General features: G+C 53.8%; 21 protein-coding genes. 5 read left to right on the plus strand and 16 right to left on the minus strand.

Annotated features, from left to right (window positions below; all coding sequences use genetic code 11):
• Positions 1–75: 75 nt before the first annotated feature.
• Entirely contained in the window at positions 76–1,212 is a 1,137-nt protein-coding gene (locus tag JWJ90_RS14435) for an ATP-dependent 6-phosphofructokinase (protein ID WP_205227939.1), read from the minus strand.
• A gap of 712 nt (positions 1,213–1,924) precedes the next feature.
• Here JWJ90_RS14435 and pstC point away from each other — a divergent pair.
• The 5 genes from pstC to JWJ90_RS14460 all read left to right on the plus strand — a co-directional run bounded on the left by pstC (position 1,925) and on the right by JWJ90_RS14460 (position 8,304).
• Positions 1,925–3,310: a phosphate ABC transporter permease subunit PstC gene (gene pstC / locus JWJ90_RS14440; RefSeq protein WP_205227940.1), complete on the plus strand. Its 1,386-nt coding sequence runs from the start codon at positions 1,925–1,927 to the stop codon at positions 3,308–3,310.
• A 263-nt stretch (positions 3,311–3,573) separates the two neighbouring features.
• The gene (gene pstA / locus JWJ90_RS14445; protein WP_240194956.1) at positions 3,574–4,845 is read left to right on the plus strand and encodes a phosphate ABC transporter permease PstA; all 1,272 of its coding nucleotides are present in this window, start codon (positions 3,574–3,576) and stop codon (positions 4,843–4,845) included.
• A gap of 92 nt (positions 4,846–4,937) precedes the next feature.
• Positions 4,938–5,987, plus strand: a complete 1,050-nt coding sequence (locus tag JWJ90_RS14450) for a PstS family phosphate ABC transporter substrate-binding protein (protein WP_205227941.1) — start codon at positions 4,938–4,940, stop codon at positions 5,985–5,987.
• An 84-nt stretch (positions 5,988–6,071) separates the two neighbouring features.
• Complete coding sequence (pstB, locus tag JWJ90_RS14455; protein ID WP_420828919.1) at positions 6,072–6,962, plus strand: phosphate ABC transporter ATP-binding protein PstB; 891 nt, start codon at positions 6,072–6,074, stop codon at positions 6,960–6,962.
• A gap of 265 nt (positions 6,963–7,227) precedes the next feature.
• Complete coding sequence (locus JWJ90_RS14460; protein WP_205227942.1) at positions 7,228–8,304, plus strand: MASE3 domain-containing protein; 1,077 nt, start codon at positions 7,228–7,230, stop codon at positions 8,302–8,304.
• On the opposite strand, the gene JWJ90_RS14465 is transcribed toward JWJ90_RS14460, so the two are convergent.
• From JWJ90_RS14465 to JWJ90_RS14535, 15 genes are all read right to left on the minus strand, one after another.
• On the minus strand, positions 8,288–8,947 hold the full coding sequence (locus JWJ90_RS14465) for a TIGR04282 family arsenosugar biosynthesis glycosyltransferase (RefSeq protein ID WP_205227943.1): 660 nt from the start codon (positions 8,945–8,947) through the stop codon (positions 8,288–8,290). The two genes, JWJ90_RS14460 and JWJ90_RS14465, sit on opposite strands and share 17 nt — an antisense overlap.
• The gene (locus JWJ90_RS14470; protein ID WP_205227944.1) at positions 8,944–10,008 is read right to left on the minus strand and encodes a TIGR04283 family arsenosugar biosynthesis glycosyltransferase; all 1,065 of its coding nucleotides are present in this window, start codon (positions 10,006–10,008) and stop codon (positions 8,944–8,946) included. Before JWJ90_RS14470 ends, JWJ90_RS14465 begins: the two co-directional genes overlap by 4 nt.
• A complete protein-coding gene (locus JWJ90_RS14475; protein ID WP_205227945.1) occupies positions 10,005–10,745 on the minus strand; it encodes an ATP-binding cassette domain-containing protein in 741 nt (246 codons plus the stop codon). Before JWJ90_RS14475 ends, JWJ90_RS14470 begins: the two co-directional genes overlap by 4 nt.
• A gap of 14 nt (positions 10,746–10,759) precedes the next feature.
• Positions 10,760–11,596 (minus strand): ABC transporter permease, encoded by an 837-nt coding sequence (locus tag JWJ90_RS14480; RefSeq protein WP_240194958.1) that lies wholly within the window; start codon positions 11,594–11,596, stop codon positions 10,760–10,762.
• 2 nt (positions 11,597–11,598) lie between these two features.
• On the minus strand, positions 11,599–12,552 hold the full coding sequence (locus JWJ90_RS14485; protein WP_205227946.1) for an ABC transporter substrate-binding protein: 954 nt from the start codon (positions 12,550–12,552) through the stop codon (positions 11,599–11,601).
• 19 nt (positions 12,553–12,571) lie between these two features.
• Positions 12,572–13,570 carry a radical SAM protein gene (locus tag JWJ90_RS14490; RefSeq protein WP_205227947.1) on the minus strand — a complete coding sequence of 333 codons (999 nt, stop codon included), beginning with the start codon at positions 13,568–13,570 and terminating at the stop codon, positions 12,572–12,574.
• A gap of 95 nt (positions 13,571–13,665) precedes the next feature.
• The gene (locus JWJ90_RS14495; protein ID WP_205227948.1) at positions 13,666–14,358 is read right to left on the minus strand and encodes a TVP38/TMEM64 family protein; all 693 of its coding nucleotides are present in this window, start codon (positions 14,356–14,358) and stop codon (positions 13,666–13,668) included.
• 48 nt (positions 14,359–14,406) lie between these two features.
• Positions 14,407–15,927 (minus strand): mercuric reductase, encoded by a 1,521-nt coding sequence (locus JWJ90_RS14500; protein WP_205227949.1) that lies wholly within the window; start codon positions 15,925–15,927, stop codon positions 14,407–14,409.
• A 17-nt stretch (positions 15,928–15,944) separates the two neighbouring features.
• Positions 15,945–17,018: a peptide-methionine (R)-S-oxide reductase MsrB gene (gene msrB / locus JWJ90_RS14505; RefSeq protein ID WP_338032335.1), complete on the minus strand. Its 1,074-nt coding sequence runs from the start codon at positions 17,016–17,018 to the stop codon at positions 15,945–15,947.
• Between the two features lie 178 nt (positions 17,019–17,196).
• Entirely contained in the window at positions 17,197–17,415 is a 219-nt protein-coding gene (locus tag JWJ90_RS14510; RefSeq protein ID WP_205227950.1) for a hypothetical protein, read from the minus strand.
• Between the two features lie 144 nt (positions 17,416–17,559).
• A complete protein-coding gene (locus JWJ90_RS14515) occupies positions 17,560–18,627 on the minus strand; it encodes a sensor histidine kinase (protein WP_205227951.1) in 1,068 nt (355 codons plus the stop codon).
• A gap of 9 nt (positions 18,628–18,636) precedes the next feature.
• Positions 18,637–19,332: a response regulator transcription factor gene (locus JWJ90_RS14520; protein WP_205227952.1), complete on the minus strand. Its 696-nt coding sequence runs from the start codon at positions 19,330–19,332 to the stop codon at positions 18,637–18,639.
• Positions 19,333–19,354: 22 nt separating this feature from the next.
• Positions 19,355–20,092, minus strand: coding sequence for an NYN domain-containing protein (locus JWJ90_RS14525; RefSeq protein ID WP_205227953.1), 738 nt, complete (start codon positions 20,090–20,092; stop codon positions 19,355–19,357).
• Positions 20,093–20,165: 73 nt separating this feature from the next.
• Positions 20,166–20,777, minus strand: a complete 612-nt coding sequence (locus JWJ90_RS14530) for an HD domain-containing protein (RefSeq protein WP_205227954.1) — start codon at positions 20,775–20,777, stop codon at positions 20,166–20,168.
• Positions 20,770–21,165, minus strand: coding sequence for a lysozyme inhibitor LprI family protein (locus JWJ90_RS14535; RefSeq protein WP_205227955.1), 396 nt, complete (start codon positions 21,163–21,165; stop codon positions 20,770–20,772). The genes JWJ90_RS14530 and JWJ90_RS14535 overlap by 8 nt, the downstream gene beginning before the upstream one ends.
• Between the last annotated feature and the right edge of the window lie 13 nt (positions 21,166–21,178).

Raw genomic sequence — 21,178 nt, forward strand, 5'->3', positions numbered from 1 at the left:
CCCGTTTATTTTTCCCCTGAACCCGTGAGCCCCCTTCAGTGCTCATCCGCCGTCACGGATTCAATTTCCCCTCCCTTAACCGACTAATTTCTCGTTGCCCAAACAGGCTCCAGTGGCAATAGCCGCCTGAATCCACGGGTGATCCAGGGGAACCAGCTTACGCTGACCAACGACATCGGCAAGATCCACCAACTCGGTGGACTCTCCCCGTACAGCAACCATCTTACCAAACTGGCGCTCGGCAACAGCGGTAGCGCATGCGGTCCCCAGGCGGGTTGCCAGGATACGATCCGCAGCTGTTGGGGTGCCTCCACGCTGCAGGTGGCCTAAAATCGTCACCCTACTTTCCAAGCCGGTCAAAGCCTCAAGCTCTGCTGAAAGCCGGAGAGTCCCCCCAACCCGGTTCGAGCGAAAGTTGGCCAGCTCTTCAGCGACCTTTTTCGTCTTTTTCTCATCCTTGGCAGCCAGCTTCTTCGCCTTGAGTTCGGCAAGCTGCTTGGTATCTTTTTTGGAGAGAGCACCTTCGGAAACAGCGACAATGCTGAAATTTTTTCCTCGATGGCGACGGCGGCGAATAGCCTCGGCCACCTGATCCACATCGTAGGGAATTTCTGGGATCAAAATAACATCCGCGCCGCTGGCCAGCCCTGCCCCCAAACCAAGCCAGCCGGTGTTATGCCCCATGATCTCAACCACGATAATACGGTGGTGGCTATGAGCGGTGGAATGCAGACGGTCAATGGCATCGGTTGCAATCGAGAGCGCCGTATCAAAACCAAAGGTAACATCGGTTACCGCCACATCGTTATCAATGGTTTTAGGCAATGTGATGACATTGACCCCAGCTTTGGTCAGGCGGTAGGCATTTTTCTGTGTTCCTCCGCCGCCAATACAGATAATCGCTTCCAGGTTATGGCGGTGGTAATTATCGATCATGACCTCGGTCATATCCTGGACTCGGGAACCAACCGGCATCTTATGAGGCTTATCCCGACTGGTTCCTAGGATGGTTCCTCCCAGAGTGAGAATCCCGGAGAGGATTTCCCCTTCAAGGTGCACCGTCCGGTTCTCCATCAGACCGCGAAAACCGTCACGAAATCCGAGCACCTGCATATTATAATTACTTTGTGCACTTTTCCCGATGGCGCGAATAGCGGCATTTAAACCAGGGCTATCTCCGCCGGCTGTGAGTACGCCAATACATTTTCCCATGGTCCCTCCGTGGGAGTGGTTGTCAATTGTTTCACATGATGGCCAGATCAAAACGCCACCTGTCGTTATCCTGAATCCGTGAGCATTCATTGGTGTGTCAGCTTCGCTGTTTGTGACATGTCGATTAAAGTACACTTTATCGGCGTGTTACGAACAGCGAAGATGGCATACTACTGGATGCCCCAAAGGGCGGCGGGCGAAACTGAATAGCAAATAAATGAGTTTGAAAATATCTACATTATCAACAGGATATGTTATTCAGAAACCATCCGCCGTCACAGGTTCAGGTTTATTGTATCAAAGCAGCCCGTTGACTGAAACCTGAATCCGTGAGCATTCATCGGAGCCTTATTTTTGTTTTTCTCCCGAGTTCCCTCTCAGTCACAAGGCTGAGATCTTCTGGCCTGAGCAATGCGGGCACCACACGTTTCAAAAAATACCTTAAAAAAAACTGAACATATTCCCAACAAAGCTGAGGTGAAAGAATCGAATAACAAGCTGAAACCGTTTGCGATCATCTTCCTTGATGTTGCTGCAGGCCAGGGAATTCACCCGATTGCAGCAAATTTTTTCCATTAACCATAATGGACTTAGGGCCGCAACAATCCTAACATGAACCTAACACTGACCGAATACACCGTTAATAATGGGCAGCTAGGTTATGCCTCCAGTTTGGTGTGATCCTCACACCCAGATTATTTACGGAGTTCACATGTCACCATCAATGCTTGTTACTGTTGTGCTCGCCTTGTCGACCCTGGCCTTCTGGCAGGGAAAACGTCGGGCATTCGCCCTCTCCCGTCAGGCCAGCACCACCAGAATGCATTCACGCCCCGGTTACTACGGAATGCTCACCGCCCTGTGGTGCGCGGTTCCAGCCCTTGTGATTGTCGTTGCCTGGCAAAGTGCTTCTGATCCCATATTAACCCGCATTGTCATGGACGGCGTGCGCGAGGCCAAAGGCGCACTGAGCCCGGATCAACTCAACCTCATGATCAACGATGTGCGCAACCTGGTCTCCGGTTCCATCTATTCCCAGAATGTCGATCCGGTGCTCCAGCTTGCAGCCAAGCGTTACCAAAGTATGATGCACATCGGCAACATGGCCATGGCTGTCCTTGCTTTGAGCACAGCCCTTGGGACCGCCTACTATGCCTATTCCCGCATTAAGCCGACCCTGCGCGCACGCAACCATGTGGAAATGGCTGTTGAAATTCTGCTGACACTCTGCTCAACCATTGCCATCTTCATCACCGTGGGCATCGTGCTCTCGGTTCTCTTTGAATCCATTCGTTTCTTCCAACAGGTTCCCCTCACCGACTTTCTCTTTGGCCTCAAGTGGAGCCCTCAGATGGCGATTCGTGCTGACCAGGCGGGAAGCTCGGGAAGTTTTGGGGCCATTCCGGTGCTCACCGGAACCTTTCTCATTTCTGGCATTGCCATGGCCATTGCCGTGCCCTTTGGGCTGATGTCGGCGATTTATCTCTCCGAGTATGCCGGCCCCAAATTTCGGGCGACGGTCAAACCACTGCTGGAGATCCTTGCCGGTGTCCCCACGGTTGTCTACGGCTTTTTCGCTGCCCTGGTTGTTGCCCCTTTAATTCGTGATATCGGTCTGAGCTTTGGCCTTTCAGTCTCCTCAGAGTCTGCCCTGGCCGCCGGGTTGGTCATGGGCATTATGATCATCCCCTTTGTCTCTTCGCTCTCCGACGACGTTATCAACGCTGTCCCCCAGTCACTGCGCGATGGATCCTATGGTCTGGGCGCCACCAAAAGCGAAACCATTAAACTGGTTATCCTGCCAGCTGCCCTGCCGGGCATTGTCGGCTCTATCCTGCTGGCTGTTTCCCGCGCCATCGGTGAGACCATGATCGTGGTCATGGCGGCTGGCCTGGCAGCCAATATGACAGTTAATCCGCTCCAGGCGGTAACAACGGTGACCGTACAGATTGTCACCCTCCTGGTCGGGGATCAGGAGTTCGACAGCCCCAAAACCCTGGCTGCCTTTGCTTTGGGCCTGCTGCTTTTTATCGTGACCCTGGTTCTCAACGTTATCGCCCTCTATGTGGTGCGTAAATACCGCGAGGAATACGAATAAGCCTGAACGGTGCCCCCATACCGGCCTATTCAATCTTTCTTTCATTTCTAGGGTGTCTTGAATCATTAGATTTTTCAATCAAGGCCAAGGATTGTGCAAAATTTTACCGCAGGTATATATGTGATATTCCGAGGATAAAATTTTAAGCATGACGCCGGGATTGGCAGAAAAAGCAATTATTCAAGATTCCCTCTATTCATTCATGGAAGCAAGCCGTTTTCAACCTCTCAGGTAAAACGGCCCCACTATCAAGGAGAGTGGCGATGAGCGCAACTCAACAAAGCACCATGGATCGGGTTCATAAAGGTCTTGCCGCCCGATACCGTAAAGAAAAACGATTTCGCCTCTTTGGCCTCTCTGCAATCATTATGAGTCTGGCCTTTTTGGTGCTCCTTTTGGGCTCCATTGGAGCCAAAGGCTATACAGCTTTTCTCCAGACCGAGATCCTTTTGGACATCCATCTCGATGCAGAGACACTTGATGTGGAAAATCTGGCAACAGCCAACTATGGATCCTTGGTAAAGCGGGCGATGCTAGACAACTTCCCTCAGGTCAAAGGTCGTCGTGACAAGCGAGAACTCAGCAAATTGGTCAGCACCGGAGCCTCCTTTCAGCTGCAGAAGCTGGTCATGAGCCAGCCAGAACTCATCGGCACCGTCCTCTCGCTCTGGGTGCCAGCCGACGACGAGGTGGATATGTTTGTCAAAGGACATATTTCTCGTGAGCTCCCTGAATCTTCCCGACGTATTAATGACAAAGAAATCGAATGGATCGATCAGTTGCAGGCTGCCGGGCGTATCAAAAAATCATTCAACGCTACCTTCTTTGAGGCAGGTGACTCCCGTGAACCTGAACTTGCCGGTATTCGTGGCGCGACCATGGGCTCTTTTTACACCCTGCTGGTCACCTTGCTGCTCAGCTTTCCCATTGGTGTCGCGGCCGCGGTCTACCTGGAGGAATTTGCCCCCCAGAACAGGCTCACCGATCTGATCGAGGTCAACATCAACAACCTGGCCGCCATTCCCTCCATTGTCTTTGGTCTTTTGGGTCTGGCCGTCTTTTTAAATTTCATGAGCCTGGCCCGTTCCAGCTCGCTTGTTGGTGGTCTGGTTTTGACCCTGATGACCCTACCCACGATCATCATCGCGGCACGCGCCTCACTTAAGTCGGTTCCCCCCTCGATTCGAGAGGCTGCTCTGGGTGTAGGTGCTTCCAAGATGCAGACCATCAGCCATCATATTCTGCCACTGGCGCTTCCGGGCATGCTGACCGGAGCCATCATCGGTATGGCACGCGCCCTGGGGGAAACCGCACCTTTGTTGATGATCGGCATGGTGGCCTTTATTGTCGATGTGCCATCTGGTTTTTCCGATCCGGCCACGGTGCTGCCGGTGCAAATTTACCTCTGGGCGGATTCACCGGAACGCGCCTTTGTCGAGCGTACGTCGGCCGCCATCATGGTGCTGCTCTTTTTGCTCTTAACCATGAACGCAACAGCGGTCATTCTGCGAAACAAATTCGAACGTCGCTGGTAATCAAAATAAAACCGTTTGCTAACAAAAATCGAACTCACTGCATCTAACTTATCCAACGTCAATTTTACATTACTTTTAAAGGAGATTCTCCCATGCGCAAATTTGGATTAACTCTGGCTGCCGCCTCCATGCTGGTTGCTGCCACCACCACTGCTCAGGCTGCTGGTCGTGATTACATCTCCATGGTTGGTTCGTCCACCGTGTATCCTTTCTCTACCTCGGTTGCCGAGCAGTTTGGTAAAACCACCAAATTTAAAACCCCGAAAATTGAATCCACAGGTACCGGTGGCGGTATGAAACTGTTCTGCGCCGGTGCAGGAACTGATACTCCTGACCTGACCAACGCCTCCCGCCGCATGAAAAAATCTGAGATGGCAACCTGCCAGAAAAACGGCGTGAAAGAAGTTACCGAGATCAAAGTTGGGTATGATGGAATCGTTGTTGCCAACTCCAAGAAAGCTCCTCAGTTCAAGGTAAGCCGTAAAGATCTCTATCTTGCGCTTGCCAAGGTCGTACCGAGCCCGGACGGAGCAGAGAAACTGGTTGAGAACCCCTATAAAACCTGGAAAGACGTCAACAAGTCATTGCCTGCAGACAAAATCGAGGTTCTCGGTCCTCCCCCCACCTCAGGTACCCGCGACGCCTTTGTTGAGCTGGTTATGGACGAGGGATGCTCTGAGTATGGTTTTGTCAAAGCCATGAAAAAAGTTGATAAAAAGAAATTCAAAGCTGCCTGCCGCACCGTACGTGAAGACGGCGGCTACATCGAGGCTGGCGAGAATGATAACCTGATCGTCCAGAAACTCGAGGCGAACCCGCGCAGCCTGGGTATCTTTGGTTTCAGCTTCCTGGACCAGAATGCAGATAAGATCCACGGTTCCATCATCGATGGCTCCGAGCCCACCTTTGAGAACATTGCAGACGGTTCCTACGTTGTCTCCCGTCCGCTCTTTATTTACGTGAAAAATGCCCACGTTGGCGTTATCCCCGGTATCAAAGAGTTCCTGGCCGAGTACACCAGCGATCGTGCCTGGGGAGAGGAAGGCTATCTTGCAGAGAAGGGTTTGATTCCTGCCCCGAAAGCCGAGCAGAAAAAATATGCCGATATCGCCAAAAACCTTACCCCCGTGGTGCTTGACTAACAACGAGAGGGAGTGGCATACTCAAACCACTACAGTACAATGACGAAAGGCTCGTATGAGCCTTTCGTCGTCAGGAGTTAACAGATGGCAACAGCAATGGACACGGTCTTAGACATGCGTGATGCTATAGCAGAAAAAGAGGAAGGGGAAGCAGCCGCGGCTAAGGTACGCAAGGTCGACCGTGATCAGCGCCAAACTGTCGGTGTCCCCTTTGTTGACGAACCACGCATGACCTGTAGGGAAGTCAACGTCTATTATGGCGAGAAACACGCCATTCATGATGTTTCAATAGATGTGGGCAAAAATGAGGTCCTTGCCATGATCGGCCCCTCGGGCTGTGGTAAGTCCACCTTTCTTCGTTGCCTCAACCGGATGAACGACACCGTGGCCACCTGTCGGGTCACCGGTCAAATCCTTTTGGATTCCCTTGATATCTACGACAAGAAAGTCGACGTGGTGCCCCTGCGGGCACAGGTGGGCATGGTTTTTCAAAAACCCAATCCCTTTCCGAAATCCATCTTTGAGAACGTCGCCTACGGCCCCAAAATTCACGGCCTGGTAAGCAACAAAACCGAACTGACCGATATTGTCGAGGACTCCCTGAAAAAGGCGGGACTGTGGGATGAGGTCAGTGACCGTCTGGAACAGCCCGGCACCGGCCTCTCCGGTGGTCAGCAGCAGCGACTCTGTATTGCCCGCGCCATCGCCGTACGCCCAGAGGTAATCCTCATGGATGAGCCCTGTTCCGCTCTGGACCCCATCGCCACGGCCACGGTTGAAGACCTGATCACCGAGCTCAAGACCCAGTATACGATTGTCATCGTTACCCATAACATGCAGCAGGCAGCCCGTGTCTCCCAGCGCACCGCCTACTTTCACCTGGGCGATCTGGTTGAGGTCGGCCCCACGGATCGCATCTTTACCAACCCCCGGCACCAACTCACCGAGGACTACATCACCGGTCGATTTGGCTGATTTCTCCTGAGTCGTACATTATTCCCCCACCCAATCTGCACGCATACCCGCTGCCCCAACCCAACAGTAGGTTCTACGGGCCAGAAAGGTCAAAGAGGCGGACATCACCGCCTCTTTTTTTCTCTGCTCATCTCTTTTTTTATGGTGTCTCCATTTGGCAACAACCGCTGAAGCGGTTACAATTCCAGGTATAATTGGAAGAGACTAGACGGAATGTAGATCTCGTCTACCCGGACCTGTCTTTGTTGCCATGAGGTACATGTTGATGACACTTTTGCTCCAGCCTCACCGCATGCGTCAAAAAATTCTAACGACAGTTGTTTTGCTGGCTGCCTTCACTGGTCTTTATGCCACCACCTTTGTCAATTACCTGCTCTTTCATTCTCTTGCAGAAATATTCAGCATTGTGGTGGCCTTTTCCATCTTTGTTCTCGCTCGAAACTCAGCAAAGTATATTCACAACGCCTACCTGCTTTTTATCGGTATCGCCTACCTTTTTATCGGTTTTCTCGACCTGCTCCATACCCTATCCTATAAGGGAATGCCCATTTTTACCGACTATGCCTACTATGCCAACCAACTCTGGATTGGTGCCCGGTATATGGAAAGCATCACCCTTCTGATTGCGTTTACTTTTCTCGGTTCCAAAAAACTGCCAGGGGTGGAGCAGATCTTCGCGGTCTACTTCCTGATGACAGCCCTGCTTGTTGCCTCAATTTTCTCCTGGAAAATTTTCCCGGTTTGCTTCATCGAAGGTATCGGCCTGACTTCCTTTAAAAAAATCAGCGAATATCTCATCTGTGCCATTTTAGTGATGGCGCTGTATCTGCTCTATAGACATCAAGAAAAGTTTGAGCGCAAAACCTACCACATTCTCTTTGCATCCATTATCTGCACCATTATATCCGAGCTTGCCTTTACCTTTTATATCAGCAATTACGGATTTTCTAACCTCATTGGCCACTATTTCAAAATCTTCTCCTTTCTTCTGGTCTACCTGGCCATTATCAAGACGGGCATTGAACGGCCTTTTGAACTCATCTTTCGTGAGCTCAAAGAAAGCAACCAAAACCTGGCAGCGGAGATTTCCTGGCGTAAACGCATGCAGCAACAAAATGAGGGCCTGATTGAAAGCCTGCACAAAGCGCTTGATGATATACAAACACTGGAGAGCATCCTCCCGGTCTGCATGTACTGTAAAAAGGTGCGCGATGACAGTAAGTCCGCCCGAGGAAAAGGGCCCTGGATGCGAATGGAGAAATTTTTGTATCAGAAAAACGGAACCGCAATTTCCCATGGGTGCTGCCCGGAATGTTATGAAAGACTCAAAGAGGATATGTAAGGCTGGCCAGGACCTGGTTGGTATGCAGGGCCTCGGGATTAGGGCTTTGCCAATAGGCACAGAGATCTTCAGCCGTATCCAGATCCCTGAGTGCAGGCAACAGCGCAACCTCCTGCCCTTCTGCATGAAGGCGCCGCAACGTTTCAGCAAGAACCTGATCCGTACTCCAGGTCATCTCCGTCATTACGGACTGTACTGACACACCCCTTATTGTTGCCAACAGGCAGTAACCGCCATCCTTGGCCGGTGCCAACACCACAGGCCCCCTGCTGAGGGCCTCTCTGGCCTGTACCAGGACGGTACTGGTCATATCCGGAATATCGCTGCCGATTAATATCCCGCTTTCCGCGCACTGGTGACAGGTTATCAGTCCATGCTGCATACGCGCACCGAGATCCTGTCCCTGCTGTGCCAGACAGACAGCCGCCTTCTCCTGCCAGGATTTCGGCAGCTGGTCGACTTCCCCCCCGGTATACAGTAAGCTCAAAGGTATGCCGCTTGCCGCTATCTGGTCCAGGATATCCTCGACCATGGCCTGGTAGAGACGGCAGGCTCCAGCCGGTCCCAGGCGGGGGATCAATCTGGTCTTCACCTTCCCCGGAAGGGGCACCCGCACCATCAGCGCTATCATTGTGGGGTTCATCGCCCTCTCCCAAGCCATTTTTCCATCTTCTCCCAGCACCAGATAAGGGGCATAAGGACACCTCCAAAGAGGCAAACCGCTCCCCAGCCTAGCAGCAGGGCAACCAGGTTGGAGGGTGTTTTCTGGCCAACGATGCGGTCATAGACTCCAAGCATCCAGTCACTCTTTTGCTTAAAAATTGTCTGCAGGACAACATCGATAAAGAAGAAAGGCTGCCAGCAGTTTTGCGCCAGGTAGGCACCGATACGTTCAATACGCCTGTTGATGCCGGGCAGGGAAGCCGGGAAAAAAAGTGTGGAGAAAAAACCGTGTACTATGGGGCTGAGCAGGAGATGACCGCATTGGTGATGGAGGCGATAGATTTGGGGTAACCGCTTAAAAAAATCATCGAGGCCCGTGCTGAAGGCCACCATGATCAGGCCCATACTCAGGTATCGCTGAAAAAAACCTTCGCTTTCAAAGCGTCTGGCCGAGGTTACAAGCGTACCAGGCAGGGTGATCAGCCGTCCCTGCAGCCGCAGAATTTCAGCCATCCGCTGGTCCTCGAGGAAAGGGAGTCGCTCGTCAAACCCACCAACATGCTCAAACCAGTTGCGTGAGAGCAAAAGCCCCTGGTCACCATTGGTGGTATTGACTCGGTTGAGCCTGGTTTTGGCCTCGATATAGCGATAACTCAGCTCATGGGCACGACTGCTTCGCTGAAAAGAAAGACTGAAATGTCCCGCAACCAGTGGCGTTTTCCAGCTGGCCTTCCGCAAAGCCTGGAGTGCATCGGCAAGCAAAAAAGGATCCTCAAGTCTGGAATCGGCGTGAAGAAAGAGCAGGTACACCCCGTGTGCCTGGGCGGCGGCATCATTCATCTGAGCGCCCCGTCCCCGGCGGGCCTGGACGAACCGGGCCCCTCCAGCAAGACTCACCTGCCTGGTCCTGTCGGAGGAGCCACCATCTCCCACAATGACGTCAAGGCGTATCCCGCGTTGGCGCTGAAGATCAGCCAGGAGAAGCGGCAGCGATTGGGCCTCATTCAGCGTAGGAATGATGATGCTCAAGGTGGTGGTCATTGCCTGAGCCAGGAGTGAAGTTGTCGCGCCTGCTCCTGAAATGCAGGAACGGAAGGATCTCGAGGGCGTGGCAAGGCAACCAGGAGTTCATGGGTGAAGCCGCCTCCCTCCTGATCCATCAGCCAGATGCGATCAGCCAGGAGCAGGGCCTCCTGGACATCATGGGTCACAAAAATCACCGTCTGCTGCCGGTCACGCATCAGCCGCAGCAACAGGCTCTGCATCTCTTCCCGGGTCTGTGCATCCAGGGCGCCAAAGGGCTCATCCATCAGCAGGAGACGCGGTGAACGAATAAGCACCCGTGCAAGGGCCACCCGCTGTTTCATCCCACCGGAAAGCGTTTGCGGAAGCTGCCCCGCGTAGTCGAAGAGGCCCACCTGCTGTAAAAGCGCATCCACTTCGCCCGAATCAATGGTGTTTGCCTTCATCCCAAAGGTGACATTTTCCCGCACGGTCAACCAGGGGAAGAGCGCATCCTCCTGAAACACGACCCCCCGATCCGGGCCAGCGTCTCCAATCTCTTGCCCTGCCAACAGACATTTTCCACTGCTAGGTTGTAAGAATCCGGCAATGACCTTCAACAGGGTCGACTTGCCGCAGCCGGAACGACCAATCAGACAGACCAGCTCCCCCTGCCGGAGTTCCCCCTGAAGGTTACTGAAAACCAGACGTGCCGCACCATTTATTCTGTACCAATGGCTCAAGGCCTGAATACGTAAAAGAGGATCGATTTGCACAGATTGCTCCATAGTCACAGCCTTCGTGCACTTTTAAAAAGAGTCCGCAGGAGCAGCACCAAAAGGGAATCGCAAAGTTTGCCGATAAGGGCAATGAGGAAGATTCCAACCACGATAAGATCGGTCTGCCCAAGCATGCGGGCATCCATAATCACGGCCCCCAAACCATCGGGCACCCCGGTAAGTTCTCCTAGAACCAGGTAAGCCCAGGCAATTCCCATCCCCAACCGTAGCCCCACTATGATATTGGGCATAGCCATGGGCACAATGATGGAAAACACGCGGCCCAGTGGTGACACACCAAGCATGGCCCCGGCCTGAAGATAGACAGGGGCCACCAGAGCGGAACCGGTGAGGGTATTTTGGTAGATTGGAAAAAAAGCGGCCAGAGCCACAAGAAAAACTGTAGTTTTCAGGCCAATACCAAACCAGATCATCGCCAGGGGCAGCCAGCAGATGCCGGGAACTGCGCGGAGCCCATTGACCAAGCCACTGAGCAAAGCGTTGATTCGCTCGATCCGCCCCGAACAGAGGCCAAGGGGGATGGCGCAGAGTGCTGCCAGGGAAAAGCCGGAGACGACCCGGACAAGAGAGGCGCTCAGATCCCCCCAAAAGCGACCACTGTACGGCCCGCTCCCCGGCTGATCAAAGATATAGGATTTCGCCGTAATCAAAACCTGTTCAGGTGATGGCAGCAGATAGGCGGGCACCAGATTGAACCGGCTTATTCCCTCCCAGAGAGCGAGCAGCAGCAGGGGGAGCAACACCCCCAAAACAAGGGAGCCGAGGGGTCTCTTCCCTTTGTTTTTCTTCTCGTTCACCAACAGTGCATCTTTGCTCAGGTCTGTCAAACTTATCGGGCCAACTCCAGCCGGGCCTGTTGCACAAAGCGCAGGTCAAAGAGGGTGTTATAATCAGGCTGTCGGCTGATCACGCCAAGGGCCTGCATACGTTCGCCCAGGGCTTTGGCCTGCTTGATAAAGTGCTCATCCATGGACCAGGCAAGCTCCATATTTTCAGCGGCCTGCTCAAGGATGGTGCGTGGCGTCCCAAAGGCGGCCGCGCGTTCCAGCCAGGTTGCACGGTCCTGATTGAGGCTCTGGGTTGCCCGGGCATGGGCAGTAACCAGTGTTTGTACGGCCTGGGGGTTTTCTTCAATCAGCTTGCGATTGACCAGCATTCCCGCATTGATTGTGCCCACGGATTCACCAAAATACGGATAGGAGAGAATGCGGCCATACCCCTTGTCAACCGCCATGGTGGGAAAGGGTTCACCCGAGAGAAAGGCATCTATAGCCCCCTTGGCCAGGGCCGTGCCCATATCAAAAAAATCCACCCGAACCAGCTGCACATCTTTTTGCGGCGACAGCCCATTACGGGTCAGGGCTTCACGCAGAAGGATCTCATGCATCGTTCCGGGCACATAGCCAATTTTCTTTCCTTTGAGCTCGCCGATGGTCTTGATCCCTCCATCAGCCTTCACCACCAGGGCTGAACACTTATTGCACAAGGCCGCGACGACAACCACGGGTTGTCCCATGACCGCGGAGCGAATGGCGTGCGCCAGGGTGGTGCCGGTCATGTCCAGGCTGCCAGCGAGCAGCGCTGTCTTTTGATCAGCGGGGTTGGTAAAGGCAAAGACCTGGGCAGTGTCGCCCTCCGGCAGATACGGTTGATAAAAGAAGGGTTGAATGGTCTGCGCAGTTTTCCAGGTACCGACACGATATTCAGCCGCCAGGCCAGGGTTGTGCAGGGCAAGGAAGGTGCCGAAAAAAAATGCGAGAGCAAGACTGAGTTGACGCAGCATAATTTCTCCTGAAAGACGACTAATAGACGTTAGAGGCCAGATTGGGATCCCACTCCATCTCTCTTAGGAGATCGGAGCAGTACTCGATCGTTCGTCCCCTGCCCTCACCGGTTTCCGCCTCGGCATCACGGGGACTTGATCCCACCTCGGGAAAGAAGAGATTTGCCCCGGCCACCAAGGCCAGGCTGTTGGGTTCGTGGACACAGTGGGCCTTGACCGTGGTGCCCATGACAAGGCGACTCACCGCAACCAGTTGGGCCATACGCCGTTCACTGATCATGCCTTCGGGTTCTTTAGGCGAGCCGGGAAAATTAATTCGGCGCATGATGCCGCTGTAAGTGGCTTTTTCCCGGCGGGCCAGGAGCATCAAATCAACAATCTCCTCTGGGCTGTGCTCCGGTCCCACAGGCTCAACACAGTTCACCCATTTCAGGCCGACATCATGGAGCACACGCAGGGTTTCTATGCGGCGCTCAGGCTTAAAGGGAGTATCTTTGCCTTCACCCAAGCGCACCGCATGATAAAAGCCGACATAGCCGGCATCCAGGAGTTGCTCTCCCTCTTTATGATTGATGTCGCGGGCGTTGGCGACCAGGGGTACACTGACCTCCTTGTTCAACCGACGCCCCACTTCCAGCAGCCGCGAGAAGGGATAGGTTCCGGTGGCCATCAGGTTCAAGCCATCGGCCCCTTGGGCCTCGCCCTGTTTGGCCCAGGCGACAATCTCCTCCATGGAATACTCATATTTTTCGGTGAATAACCCGGCTTTTCGGGTCAGAGAACAAAAAAGACAGTCCATGGGGCAGGGCTCAACATTGAGCCCAATATGAAAGTGACGCTCACCCTTCTTGCCAAACTGAGCGCGGGAGAGATGGTTGGCCGCCTCCATGAGCGCGTAGGTCTCCCGACTCTCCAGCTCAAGATGCACCAGCGCCAGGGCCTCATCGCGTTCCAGGGGCACCCCGTCACGTCCTTTTTTGAGTATTTCCTCAATCCGGGGGGATAGCTTCCACGCCATAGATTTATCTCCTTGCTATTTCGTAATTCCCAAACCCGTGAGCAGGATACGTTGTCCAGAGCCCACCCGCCGTCACAAATTCAGGATTTCGTGGTTTACTGTTGCATCGAGTCAGCGGCCTGCCCTTTCCACTTCTGCCAAGCCACGGGGATAAGTGCAAAAAGCCCCAAAAGAACAAAGGAGCCCAGGACTCGTGCTGAGGCCACATCACCAAGCGAATGAATGGCTGCCAGACCAGCCCCGGCATTGACGTAGACAAACCCGCCGGGAATGATGCCCACCATAGTAGCCAGGAAAAAGGTCCGCAATGGTAAACGGGTCAAACCTGCCGCTAAATTGATGAGAAAAAAAGGAAAAAGGGGGACCAGCCGCAAAAAGAGCAGGTAATTGAATCCCCGCTGCGCAAGCTCTTGATTGATGGTTTCAAGGCGCGCACCAAAACGTTGCTGAACTGTATCATGGAGCAGATAGCGGGCAACAAGAAAGGCCAATGTTGCGCCAATGGTCGCGGCAACCACCGCGTAGAGCGTTCCGGCAAAGGCGCCAAAAAGCAGCCCCGCAGAGAGCGAGAGAATCGCAGCCCCGGGCAAGGAAAAGGCAGTCTGCACAATATAGAGGGCCATGAACAGCAGAGGCGCGGCCAGCGGATGGTCGTGCGCATGTTGCTGCAGCAGTTCCCGGTGGGTTTGGAGGGATTCAAGCGTCAGGAATCGATCCAGATCAAAGACAAAAAAGAGCAGCAGCATGAGGGCGGCGCCCCCAAGGAGCACTATTTTTTTGCTGTTCATAGGTATCCTCCTTGGTGGAATGTTATGCGCCACCTGTGTCTGTCCAGACTAATTTTTACGTCTCCAGCCCAGCCATGCAGCAAAAATTTTCTTCACCGGTCCTGTCAGCCGCGTTTTATTATAGGCATCCGCCAGCTTGCGAAAGACCTCCGCCCGCGTGGGATAGGGGTGGATGGTACGGCCAATGGCGGCCAGTCCTTTGTTGGCGGTCATGGCCAGGGTCAGCTCACTGATGAGATCACCCGCATGCCGCCCGACCACGGTACCGCCGACAATGGTATCACTGCCTTTGTGAAGATGCACGCGGGCAAACCCCTGGGGCTCACCATCCAACAGGGCGCGATCAACATCTGCAAACGGGACAGTATAACTCGCTACCTCAATCCCCTGCGCCCTGGCCTCCTGAGCTGTCAGCCCAACCTGGGCGACCTCCGGGTCTGTATAGGTACAGTGGGGGACAATCAGCCTGGAGACTTTCTGGCGCGTCAAAAAAAGGGCATTGGAAAGAAGAATCCGTGCCTGGGCATCGGCCAGATGAGTAAATTTTTTATTTGAGCAGATATCACCGGCGGCAAAGATGCGTTTGTTGGTAGTCCGCAGCTGATCATCAACGCTGACGCCAGCTAGGTCAGAGGCAACCCCTGCCAATTCCAGATCAAGCCCTTCGATGTTGGGTACACGTCCGGCAGCAACGAGGACAGCCTCGACCTCCAAAACGGTTGTGCCCTCCTGCCCCACCAGCAGCAACCGTTTTTCTCCACCGGAGCCTTTTTCAACACGCTCCAGTTGTGTCTGCAAATGTACATGAATTCCTTCCTCACGAAAGCGCTCCTCAACCACAAGGGAGGCATCCAAATCATCTCGGGGCAACAAACGCGGACCTCGTTGAAGCAGATGGACCTGAGCACCAAACCGGGCAAAGGCCTGGGCCAACTCACAGCCGATTGGCCCGCCTCCGACGATGGCCAGTTGCTTGGGGAGGCTGGTGAGGGAAAAAATTGTTTCATTGGTAAGGTAACCCGCCTGGGCAAGCCCTGGTGTGGCGGGCACCGCAGCCCGGCCTCCGGTACAGAGGGCGGCTCGATCAAAGTGAAGCAGGCTGCCCCCAACCTCGACAGAGGAGGCATCGACGAATCTGGCCTGGCCCAGATAGACATCCACTCCCAGTTCACGAAAACGATGGGCTGAATCATGGGGACTGATGCCAGAGCGCAGGCGTCGCATCCGCTCCATCACTGCGGGAAAATCAATGGTCAGTCCATCCTGGCCACGCAGGCCAAACCCCGCGCTGTTACGGGCATCGTAGAAAGCGCGGGCAGCGGCAAGCAGGGCTTTTGAGGGCACACAACCGGTATTGAGACAGTCACCGCCAAGCAGATGCCGCTCGATGAGCGCCACACGGGCCCCGAGACCGGCGGCTCCGGCTGCGGTGACCAGGCCTGCGGTACCGCCTCCGATGACCACCAGGTTATAGCGCCCCTGCGGATGGGGATTCTCCCAGTCCGCAGGGTGGAGCTCTTGCACCAGTTTCTCATTATGCACATCATGGGGCAGAATCATGGTTTGCATAGTACGCCCTCACCGGTTTATTGATCAAAAAGTGAACGATACGCCCCGAGCCCCTCTTTTTCCAGTTCGTCAACCGGGACGAATCGCAGAGAAGCGGAGTTGATGCAGTAACGTAGTCCTGTTGGTGCGGGCCCATCTGAAAAGACATGGCCAAGATGGGAATCTCCGCCTTTGCTTCGGACCTCGGTGCGCACCGAGAACAGGCTCCTGTCCTCATGTTCCACGATATTCTCCGGAACCAGGGGGCGGATAAAGCTGGGCCACCCCGTCCCGGAGTCGTACTTGTCCGTTGAGCTAAACAAAGGCTCACCGGAAACAATATCTACATAGATTCCCGGTTTCTTGTTATTCCAGTACTCATTGTTAAAGGGGGGTTCGGTCCCTTCTTCCTGAGTGACCTTGTACTGGAGAGGCGTCAGGCGCGACTGCAAATCTTCCTTGGTTTCCCCTGTCGGCACGACATCACGCCAGGTTCGCTCAAGAAAGTCATCACGCCCTGACCGGGAGCGGTAGAAATGATAGCGTATCGGATTTTTCTGATAATAATCCTGGTGATAGGCTTCTGCCGCATAAAAGGTGGAGGCCGGAAGAATAGGGGTGACAATGGGTTTATCAAAAACACCACCTGCGGCCAGTGCGGCCTTGGAGGCCTCGGCCTGTTGCCGCTGCTCTTCATTCAGATAAAAGATAGCGGTGGTATAGGCATGACCGCGATCAACAAACTGACCACCACTATCCGTGGGGTTGACCTGACGCCAGTAGGTATCAAGCAGGGTGTTGTAACTGACTTTGGCTGGATCAAAGACAATACGCACCACCTCAATATGCCCACCCTGGCTATAGTTCTGATAGGTTGGGTTGGCCGTGGTCCCTCCTGTATAGCCGGAGACTACCGAGACGACACCATCGAGTTGCTCAAAAGGTTTTTCCATGCACCAGAAGCAGCCGCCTGCAAAAATTGCCTGCTCGGTTTTACTTGCGCTGCTCACCGGTTTGTCCATTTCCGCCACTGCCTTATGATCAGAGACGGCCCATAGCGTGACCATTCCAATGGCCAGCGTTGCCAGTGTTACCATTTGCCATGAACTCATATTACCTCCCCGAGGGAATCAACTCCCCTGCATCTTTCTGTGCTTCACCTAAGGATACCTGGCTTCCAAGCATCTTCGACCAGTTCAAGGAAAGAGGCCCTGCAGGCCGGGTTGTGATCGAACATCCCAAAGAAGGGATTTGCGTTGAAAGCCAAGGTTCTGCGTACACTCACATCGCCTACATGGATGTTGCCGACTCCTTCATCATCGAATCCTCCGTCATCATTTCCCCACTCTCCTGTTCCATGGTGTCCTGCATCATGTGATCATCTTGCATGGAATGCATTGCAGGGCCAGGCTCCATAGAGGGCGTCTGTTCCATAGGGGGATGAGAGCAGGCTGCAGTGAGCGTAACCAATACTGTTGTGGCGATTATCATCGAGGTCAATGCTTTCATAGTATCCTCCATTGTGGTTGTTGTATTTTTCTTTGGCCGTACCTTACCTGTAAGCCTGCTTTGTAAAGAACAGGTAAAGGCCAATTAAAGAGGAGTAAAAGATGAAAAATGGAGGAGACGTGCAAAAATGCCGGATTCAGGTAATCAGTGCAGCGGCAGCCGAAACCAGACCCTGGTCTGCTCCGCTGTGCTTTCCGCGCCGATCTCCCCGCCTTGGGCATCGACAAGCTGTTTACAGATGGCCAGACCTAGGCCAAAGCCACCAGCCTGGCGGGTACGGGAACGATCGGTCCGGAAAAAACGTTCAAAGATAAAGGGAAGGTCCTCTGGAGCAATGCCAGCTCCGGAGTTGCTGAAAGAAAAGAGGAGATGGTCGGTTTGTTCGGTCAAAGCAAGGGCGACCCAGCCCTTGTGCGGTGTGTAGTGCAGACAGTTTTCCAAAAGATTGCGCAGCACCTGCAGCAGCTTTTCACGATCTGCCCACAGAGGCTGTGCAACGACATAAGATTCGCGCAACTCAATCTCCTCTTCTGCAAAACGGGGCCGATAGAGGGCCAACAACTGCTGCACTTCCCTGACCGGGTCAAGCTGCCTACGATTGAGCACAACCTCGGCGGCGTCTGCCCGGGCCAACTGCTGTAGGTTCTCCACTAGTCGTAGAAGATGCAGACTCTCCTGGTGGAGCATGGTCAGGGTTTCGGTTTTAGGCGGCAGCACCTGATCGCGTAAACCTTCAAGATACCCGCAGAGATTGGTCAAGGGAGTGCGCAATTCATGGGCCAGGTCGGCCACCATGTTCTTGCGTAACTGCTCCACCCGGGCAAGGCTATCGGCCATTTGATTGAGGGCCTGGCTCAGATCGCCAAGCTCATCTCGGGTTGCCACCTCCAGGCGGGGGGAAAAATCCCCCAGAGCAATACGCTCACTCACCCATGCCATCTGGGTCAAAGGGCGCAGGATGCGGCGGGTCAACAGGAAACTCAAACCAACCGCCACCAGCAGGGCTACAAGACTGGCCCAGAGAAGAGAGTGGTGGATGGAACTAAGAAACATGCCATGGATTTCCGTGGGCTCGATGGCATAGCGATTCATCAGATCCATGAAGTAGGTCGCCGCCAGATGATCGATGGCCCACCAGATAACCACCAGAATAAGCAGAATGACCGGAACCGAGTTGATGAAGAGCAGTTTCCAGAGTAAACGGTGCTTCATTGGCCGCCCCTACTCCGTAAACCGGTAGCCAAAGCCGCGCACAGTGAGGATAAATTCCGGCTTGGCCGGGTTGGGTTCGATTTTCTGTCGCAGCTTGCCGATATGCACATCGATCACGCGCTCAACCACGCTTTCCCCCTCCTCATAAAACCGTGCAAGCAACTCTTCGCGGGAAAAAACACGGCCCGGCGACTGCATGAGTGTGAGGAGCAACTTATACTCGCTGGCAGTGAGTTCAATCGCCTTCCCCGCAATACTTACCTTGTGCTTGGCATCATCAAGCATTATTGATCCGTGGCGGAGAATCTCTTGGGCCCCCTCCTCTCGGGGGCGGATTCTTCGCAAGATCGCCTTGACCCGCTCGACCAACTCACGGGGACTGAAAGGTTTCACCACATAATCATCGGCTCCGATGGAGAGCCCCATGATTCGGTCGATCTCCTCTTCCCGGGCCGTAAGCATCAAAATGGGCACATCTGATTTTTTGCGAATCCTGCGGCAGATCTCCCAGCCATCCAGGCCTGGAAGCATAATGTCCAGAATGACAAAACAAAAAGGTTCACGCTCAAAGAACTGCAGGGCCTGCAGGCCACTTGCTGCAATACGGGTGGAAAACCCCTCGCGCTCCATATAGGTCTGCACGAGCTTGGCGGTATTGGAATCGTCTTCGGCTATAAGGATGATCTGGCTGGTGCTCACGGGCATAAAGGGCCTATATGGTCTAGGTCTAATTTTTACGGCAGTCTTTGATGTACATCACCTTGTTGTTGTTGCGCATCTCCACATGGAACAGTTCGCTGGCCCGGATCAGTTCACTAAGTTTTCTATAGCCGTAGTTGATGGGAGAGAAAGAGGCCGTATTGGAGATGTACTGCCCCACCGGTCCCAGGTTGGACCAGCCGTCTTCACCGGCGGTCTGTTCGGCGGCATTGCGCAGCAGTTTCACCAGGGCAGCATCACCGCGGAGTTCGTTACGCGACTTTTTATGGAGTTGCCCCCCGTTTTCTTCTGCATCGTCATGGTCGGCCGCAGCAAGCAGGTTCTCGGTATAAATGAACTGGGAACAGGCATTGACAAAAGGCGATGGCGTCTTCTTCTCTCCAAAGCCGTAGACGGTCAGTCCACTGGTCAGGATACGCATGACCAGGGGAGTAAAATCGCTGTCACTGGTCATCAGGGCAAAGGCATCGATTTGCTGGGTATAGAGCAGGTCCATAGCGTCGATGATCATGGCGGCATCTGTGGCATTTTTGCCTTGGGTGTAGGCAAACTGCTGCATGGGCTGAATGGCAAAGGGATGAAGCTGGTCCTCCCAGCCTTTGAGATTTGGGGTTTTCCAGTTACCGTAAGCCCGTCGAATATTGGTGACCCCATACTTGGCCAACTCATTGAGCACACCATCAACGGCCTGATGGCTGGCATTGTCACAATCAATCAGTAAGGCGATTTTGCGGTCCTTTTGCATGACATCATCCCTGAAAGTTCAAAGGTCTTCCGGCCCCTTGTGTATGCTGTTCCCAGGGGGGCTGGACAAAGCCTTAGGATGTGGTTTCGTTCATAAAAAATTTGTAGAGGTCAATCTTTTCCCAAAGCCGGTTGCAGAGATAGGGACTCGCTCCCCCAAGGGTCTGGGCGATCAAGATAGCCTCATCACGGTAGGCATGCATTTTCTTTTCGTGCCAGTGGGCGGGAGGAGGCTGGAGGTTGGTAATCCGGTCGGCCAGTTTGACCATCCAGACTTCCTGCGGCTGCTGTTGAATCCGCTTCAGGCTCTCTTCCATCTGCGCCCTTTTGCTCCCGATCTCGGGATTTTTAGAAAGCGCGGCCACGCCCAGGGCGATTTCAGGCCCGAACGTACGCAGCAGCTCATCATAGCTCACATCTGTGTCTTCGATGGTATCATGCAACAGGGCACAGCTCACCAAAAGATCAGGGGAAGCAATACTCTCCTGATGGATGATGGCGGCCATAGCCTCCATAGCCACCAGCCCCAGATGATTGACATAGGCCAGGTTGCTCCCCGGCAGTAATTGCCCCTGGTGGGCATTGCAGGCAAAATTCCAGGCCTTGATATACCGGTCCTGGCTCCAGCTGATCGCGGTGTTTTCTCGGGTATGTTCAGGATACCTTTCCTGCGAAAACTCACTCATTTCGCATTTGCTCCAGCTCCAGGGCACGGGATGCGGTTGTCTGCAGCAGACAATCACTTGCCATAACGCCCGCCAACGACCCCCCATCCGGGTCGGCATAAAATTGACAGTTGGCATCACGGTAACGAATCCAGGCGCGTTGTGCATTTTTCAATGCTTGCTTTTGCCCTTCACTCTGCTCCTGCATAACCCGCTTGTAGGCCCTGTTAAGCCGCTGATCCTGAAGCTTGGTTTCCTGGGCAATACAGTTCAACATGTCCACGGTTACGCCGCCAGCCTTTTCCATACAACGACTATACTCCTGGCTGAGCCCGAGCCCGGTTGCCTGCGCACCGTGGCTAACGGCAAAAAGCAACGTTAGCAAGAGCGCACATCGTTTGATGCACATGTTGAACCTCCTT

The organism is Desulfobulbus rhabdoformis, assembly GCF_016919065.1.
Lineage (GTDB): Bacteria > Desulfobacterota > Desulfobulbia > Desulfobulbales > Desulfobulbaceae > Desulfobulbus > Desulfobulbus rhabdoformis.

What these genes read in the sequence shown, in the direction of transcription:
- JWJ90_RS14435 (WP_205227939.1), bottom strand. Translation starts at nt 1,212, where the DNA reads ATGGGAAAATGTATTGGCGTACTCACAGCCGGCGGAGATAGCCCTGGT.
- pstC (WP_205227940.1), top strand. Translation starts at nt 1,925, where the DNA reads ATGTCACCATCAATGCTTGTTACTGTTGTGCTCGCCTTGTCGACCCTG.
- pstA (WP_240194956.1), top strand. Translation starts at nt 3,574, where the DNA reads ATGAGCGCAACTCAACAAAGCACCATGGATCGGGTTCATAAAGGTCTT.
- JWJ90_RS14450 (WP_205227941.1), top strand. Translation starts at nt 4,938, where the DNA reads ATGCGCAAATTTGGATTAACTCTGGCTGCCGCCTCCATGCTGGTTGCT.
- pstB (WP_420828919.1), top strand. Translation starts at nt 6,072, where the DNA reads ATGGCAACAGCAATGGACACGGTCTTAGACATGCGTGATGCTATAGCA.
- JWJ90_RS14460 (WP_205227942.1), top strand. Translation starts at nt 7,228, where the DNA reads ATGACACTTTTGCTCCAGCCTCACCGCATGCGTCAAAAAATTCTAACG.
- JWJ90_RS14465 (WP_205227943.1), bottom strand. Translation starts at nt 8,947, where the DNA reads ATGAACCCCACAATGATAGCGCTGATGGTGCGGGTGCCCCTTCCGGGG.
- JWJ90_RS14470 (WP_205227944.1), bottom strand. Translation starts at nt 10,008, where the DNA reads ATGACCACCACCTTGAGCATCATCATTCCTACGCTGAATGAGGCCCAA.
- JWJ90_RS14485 (WP_205227946.1), bottom strand. Translation starts at nt 12,552, where the DNA reads ATGCTGCGTCAACTCAGTCTTGCTCTCGCATTTTTTTTCGGCACCTTC.
- JWJ90_RS14490 (WP_205227947.1), bottom strand. Translation starts at nt 13,570, where the DNA reads ATGGCGTGGAAGCTATCCCCCCGGATTGAGGAAATACTCAAAAAAGGA.
- JWJ90_RS14495 (WP_205227948.1), bottom strand. Translation starts at nt 14,358, where the DNA reads ATGAACAGCAAAAAAATAGTGCTCCTTGGGGGCGCCGCCCTCATGCTG.
- JWJ90_RS14500 (WP_205227949.1), bottom strand. Translation starts at nt 15,927, where the DNA reads ATGCAAACCATGATTCTGCCCCATGATGTGCATAATGAGAAACTGGTG.
- msrB (WP_338032335.1), bottom strand. Translation starts at nt 17,018, where the DNA reads ATGAGTTCATGGCAAATGGTAACACTGGCAACGCTGGCCATTGGAATG.
- JWJ90_RS14510 (WP_205227950.1), bottom strand. Translation starts at nt 17,415, where the DNA reads ATGAAAGCATTGACCTCGATGATAATCGCCACAACAGTATTGGTTACG.
- JWJ90_RS14515 (WP_205227951.1), bottom strand. Translation starts at nt 18,627, where the DNA reads ATGAAGCACCGTTTACTCTGGAAACTGCTCTTCATCAACTCGGTTCCG.
- JWJ90_RS14520 (WP_205227952.1), bottom strand. Translation starts at nt 19,332, where the DNA reads ATGCCCGTGAGCACCAGCCAGATCATCCTTATAGCCGAAGACGATTCC.
- JWJ90_RS14525 (WP_205227953.1), bottom strand. Translation starts at nt 20,092, where the DNA reads ATGCAAAAGGACCGCAAAATCGCCTTACTGATTGATTGTGACAATGCC.
- JWJ90_RS14530 (WP_205227954.1), bottom strand. Translation starts at nt 20,777, where the DNA reads ATGAGTGAGTTTTCGCAGGAAAGGTATCCTGAACATACCCGAGAAAAC.
- JWJ90_RS14535 (WP_205227955.1), bottom strand. Translation starts at nt 21,165, where the DNA reads ATGTGCATCAAACGATGTGCGCTCTTGCTAACGTTGCTTTTTGCCGTT.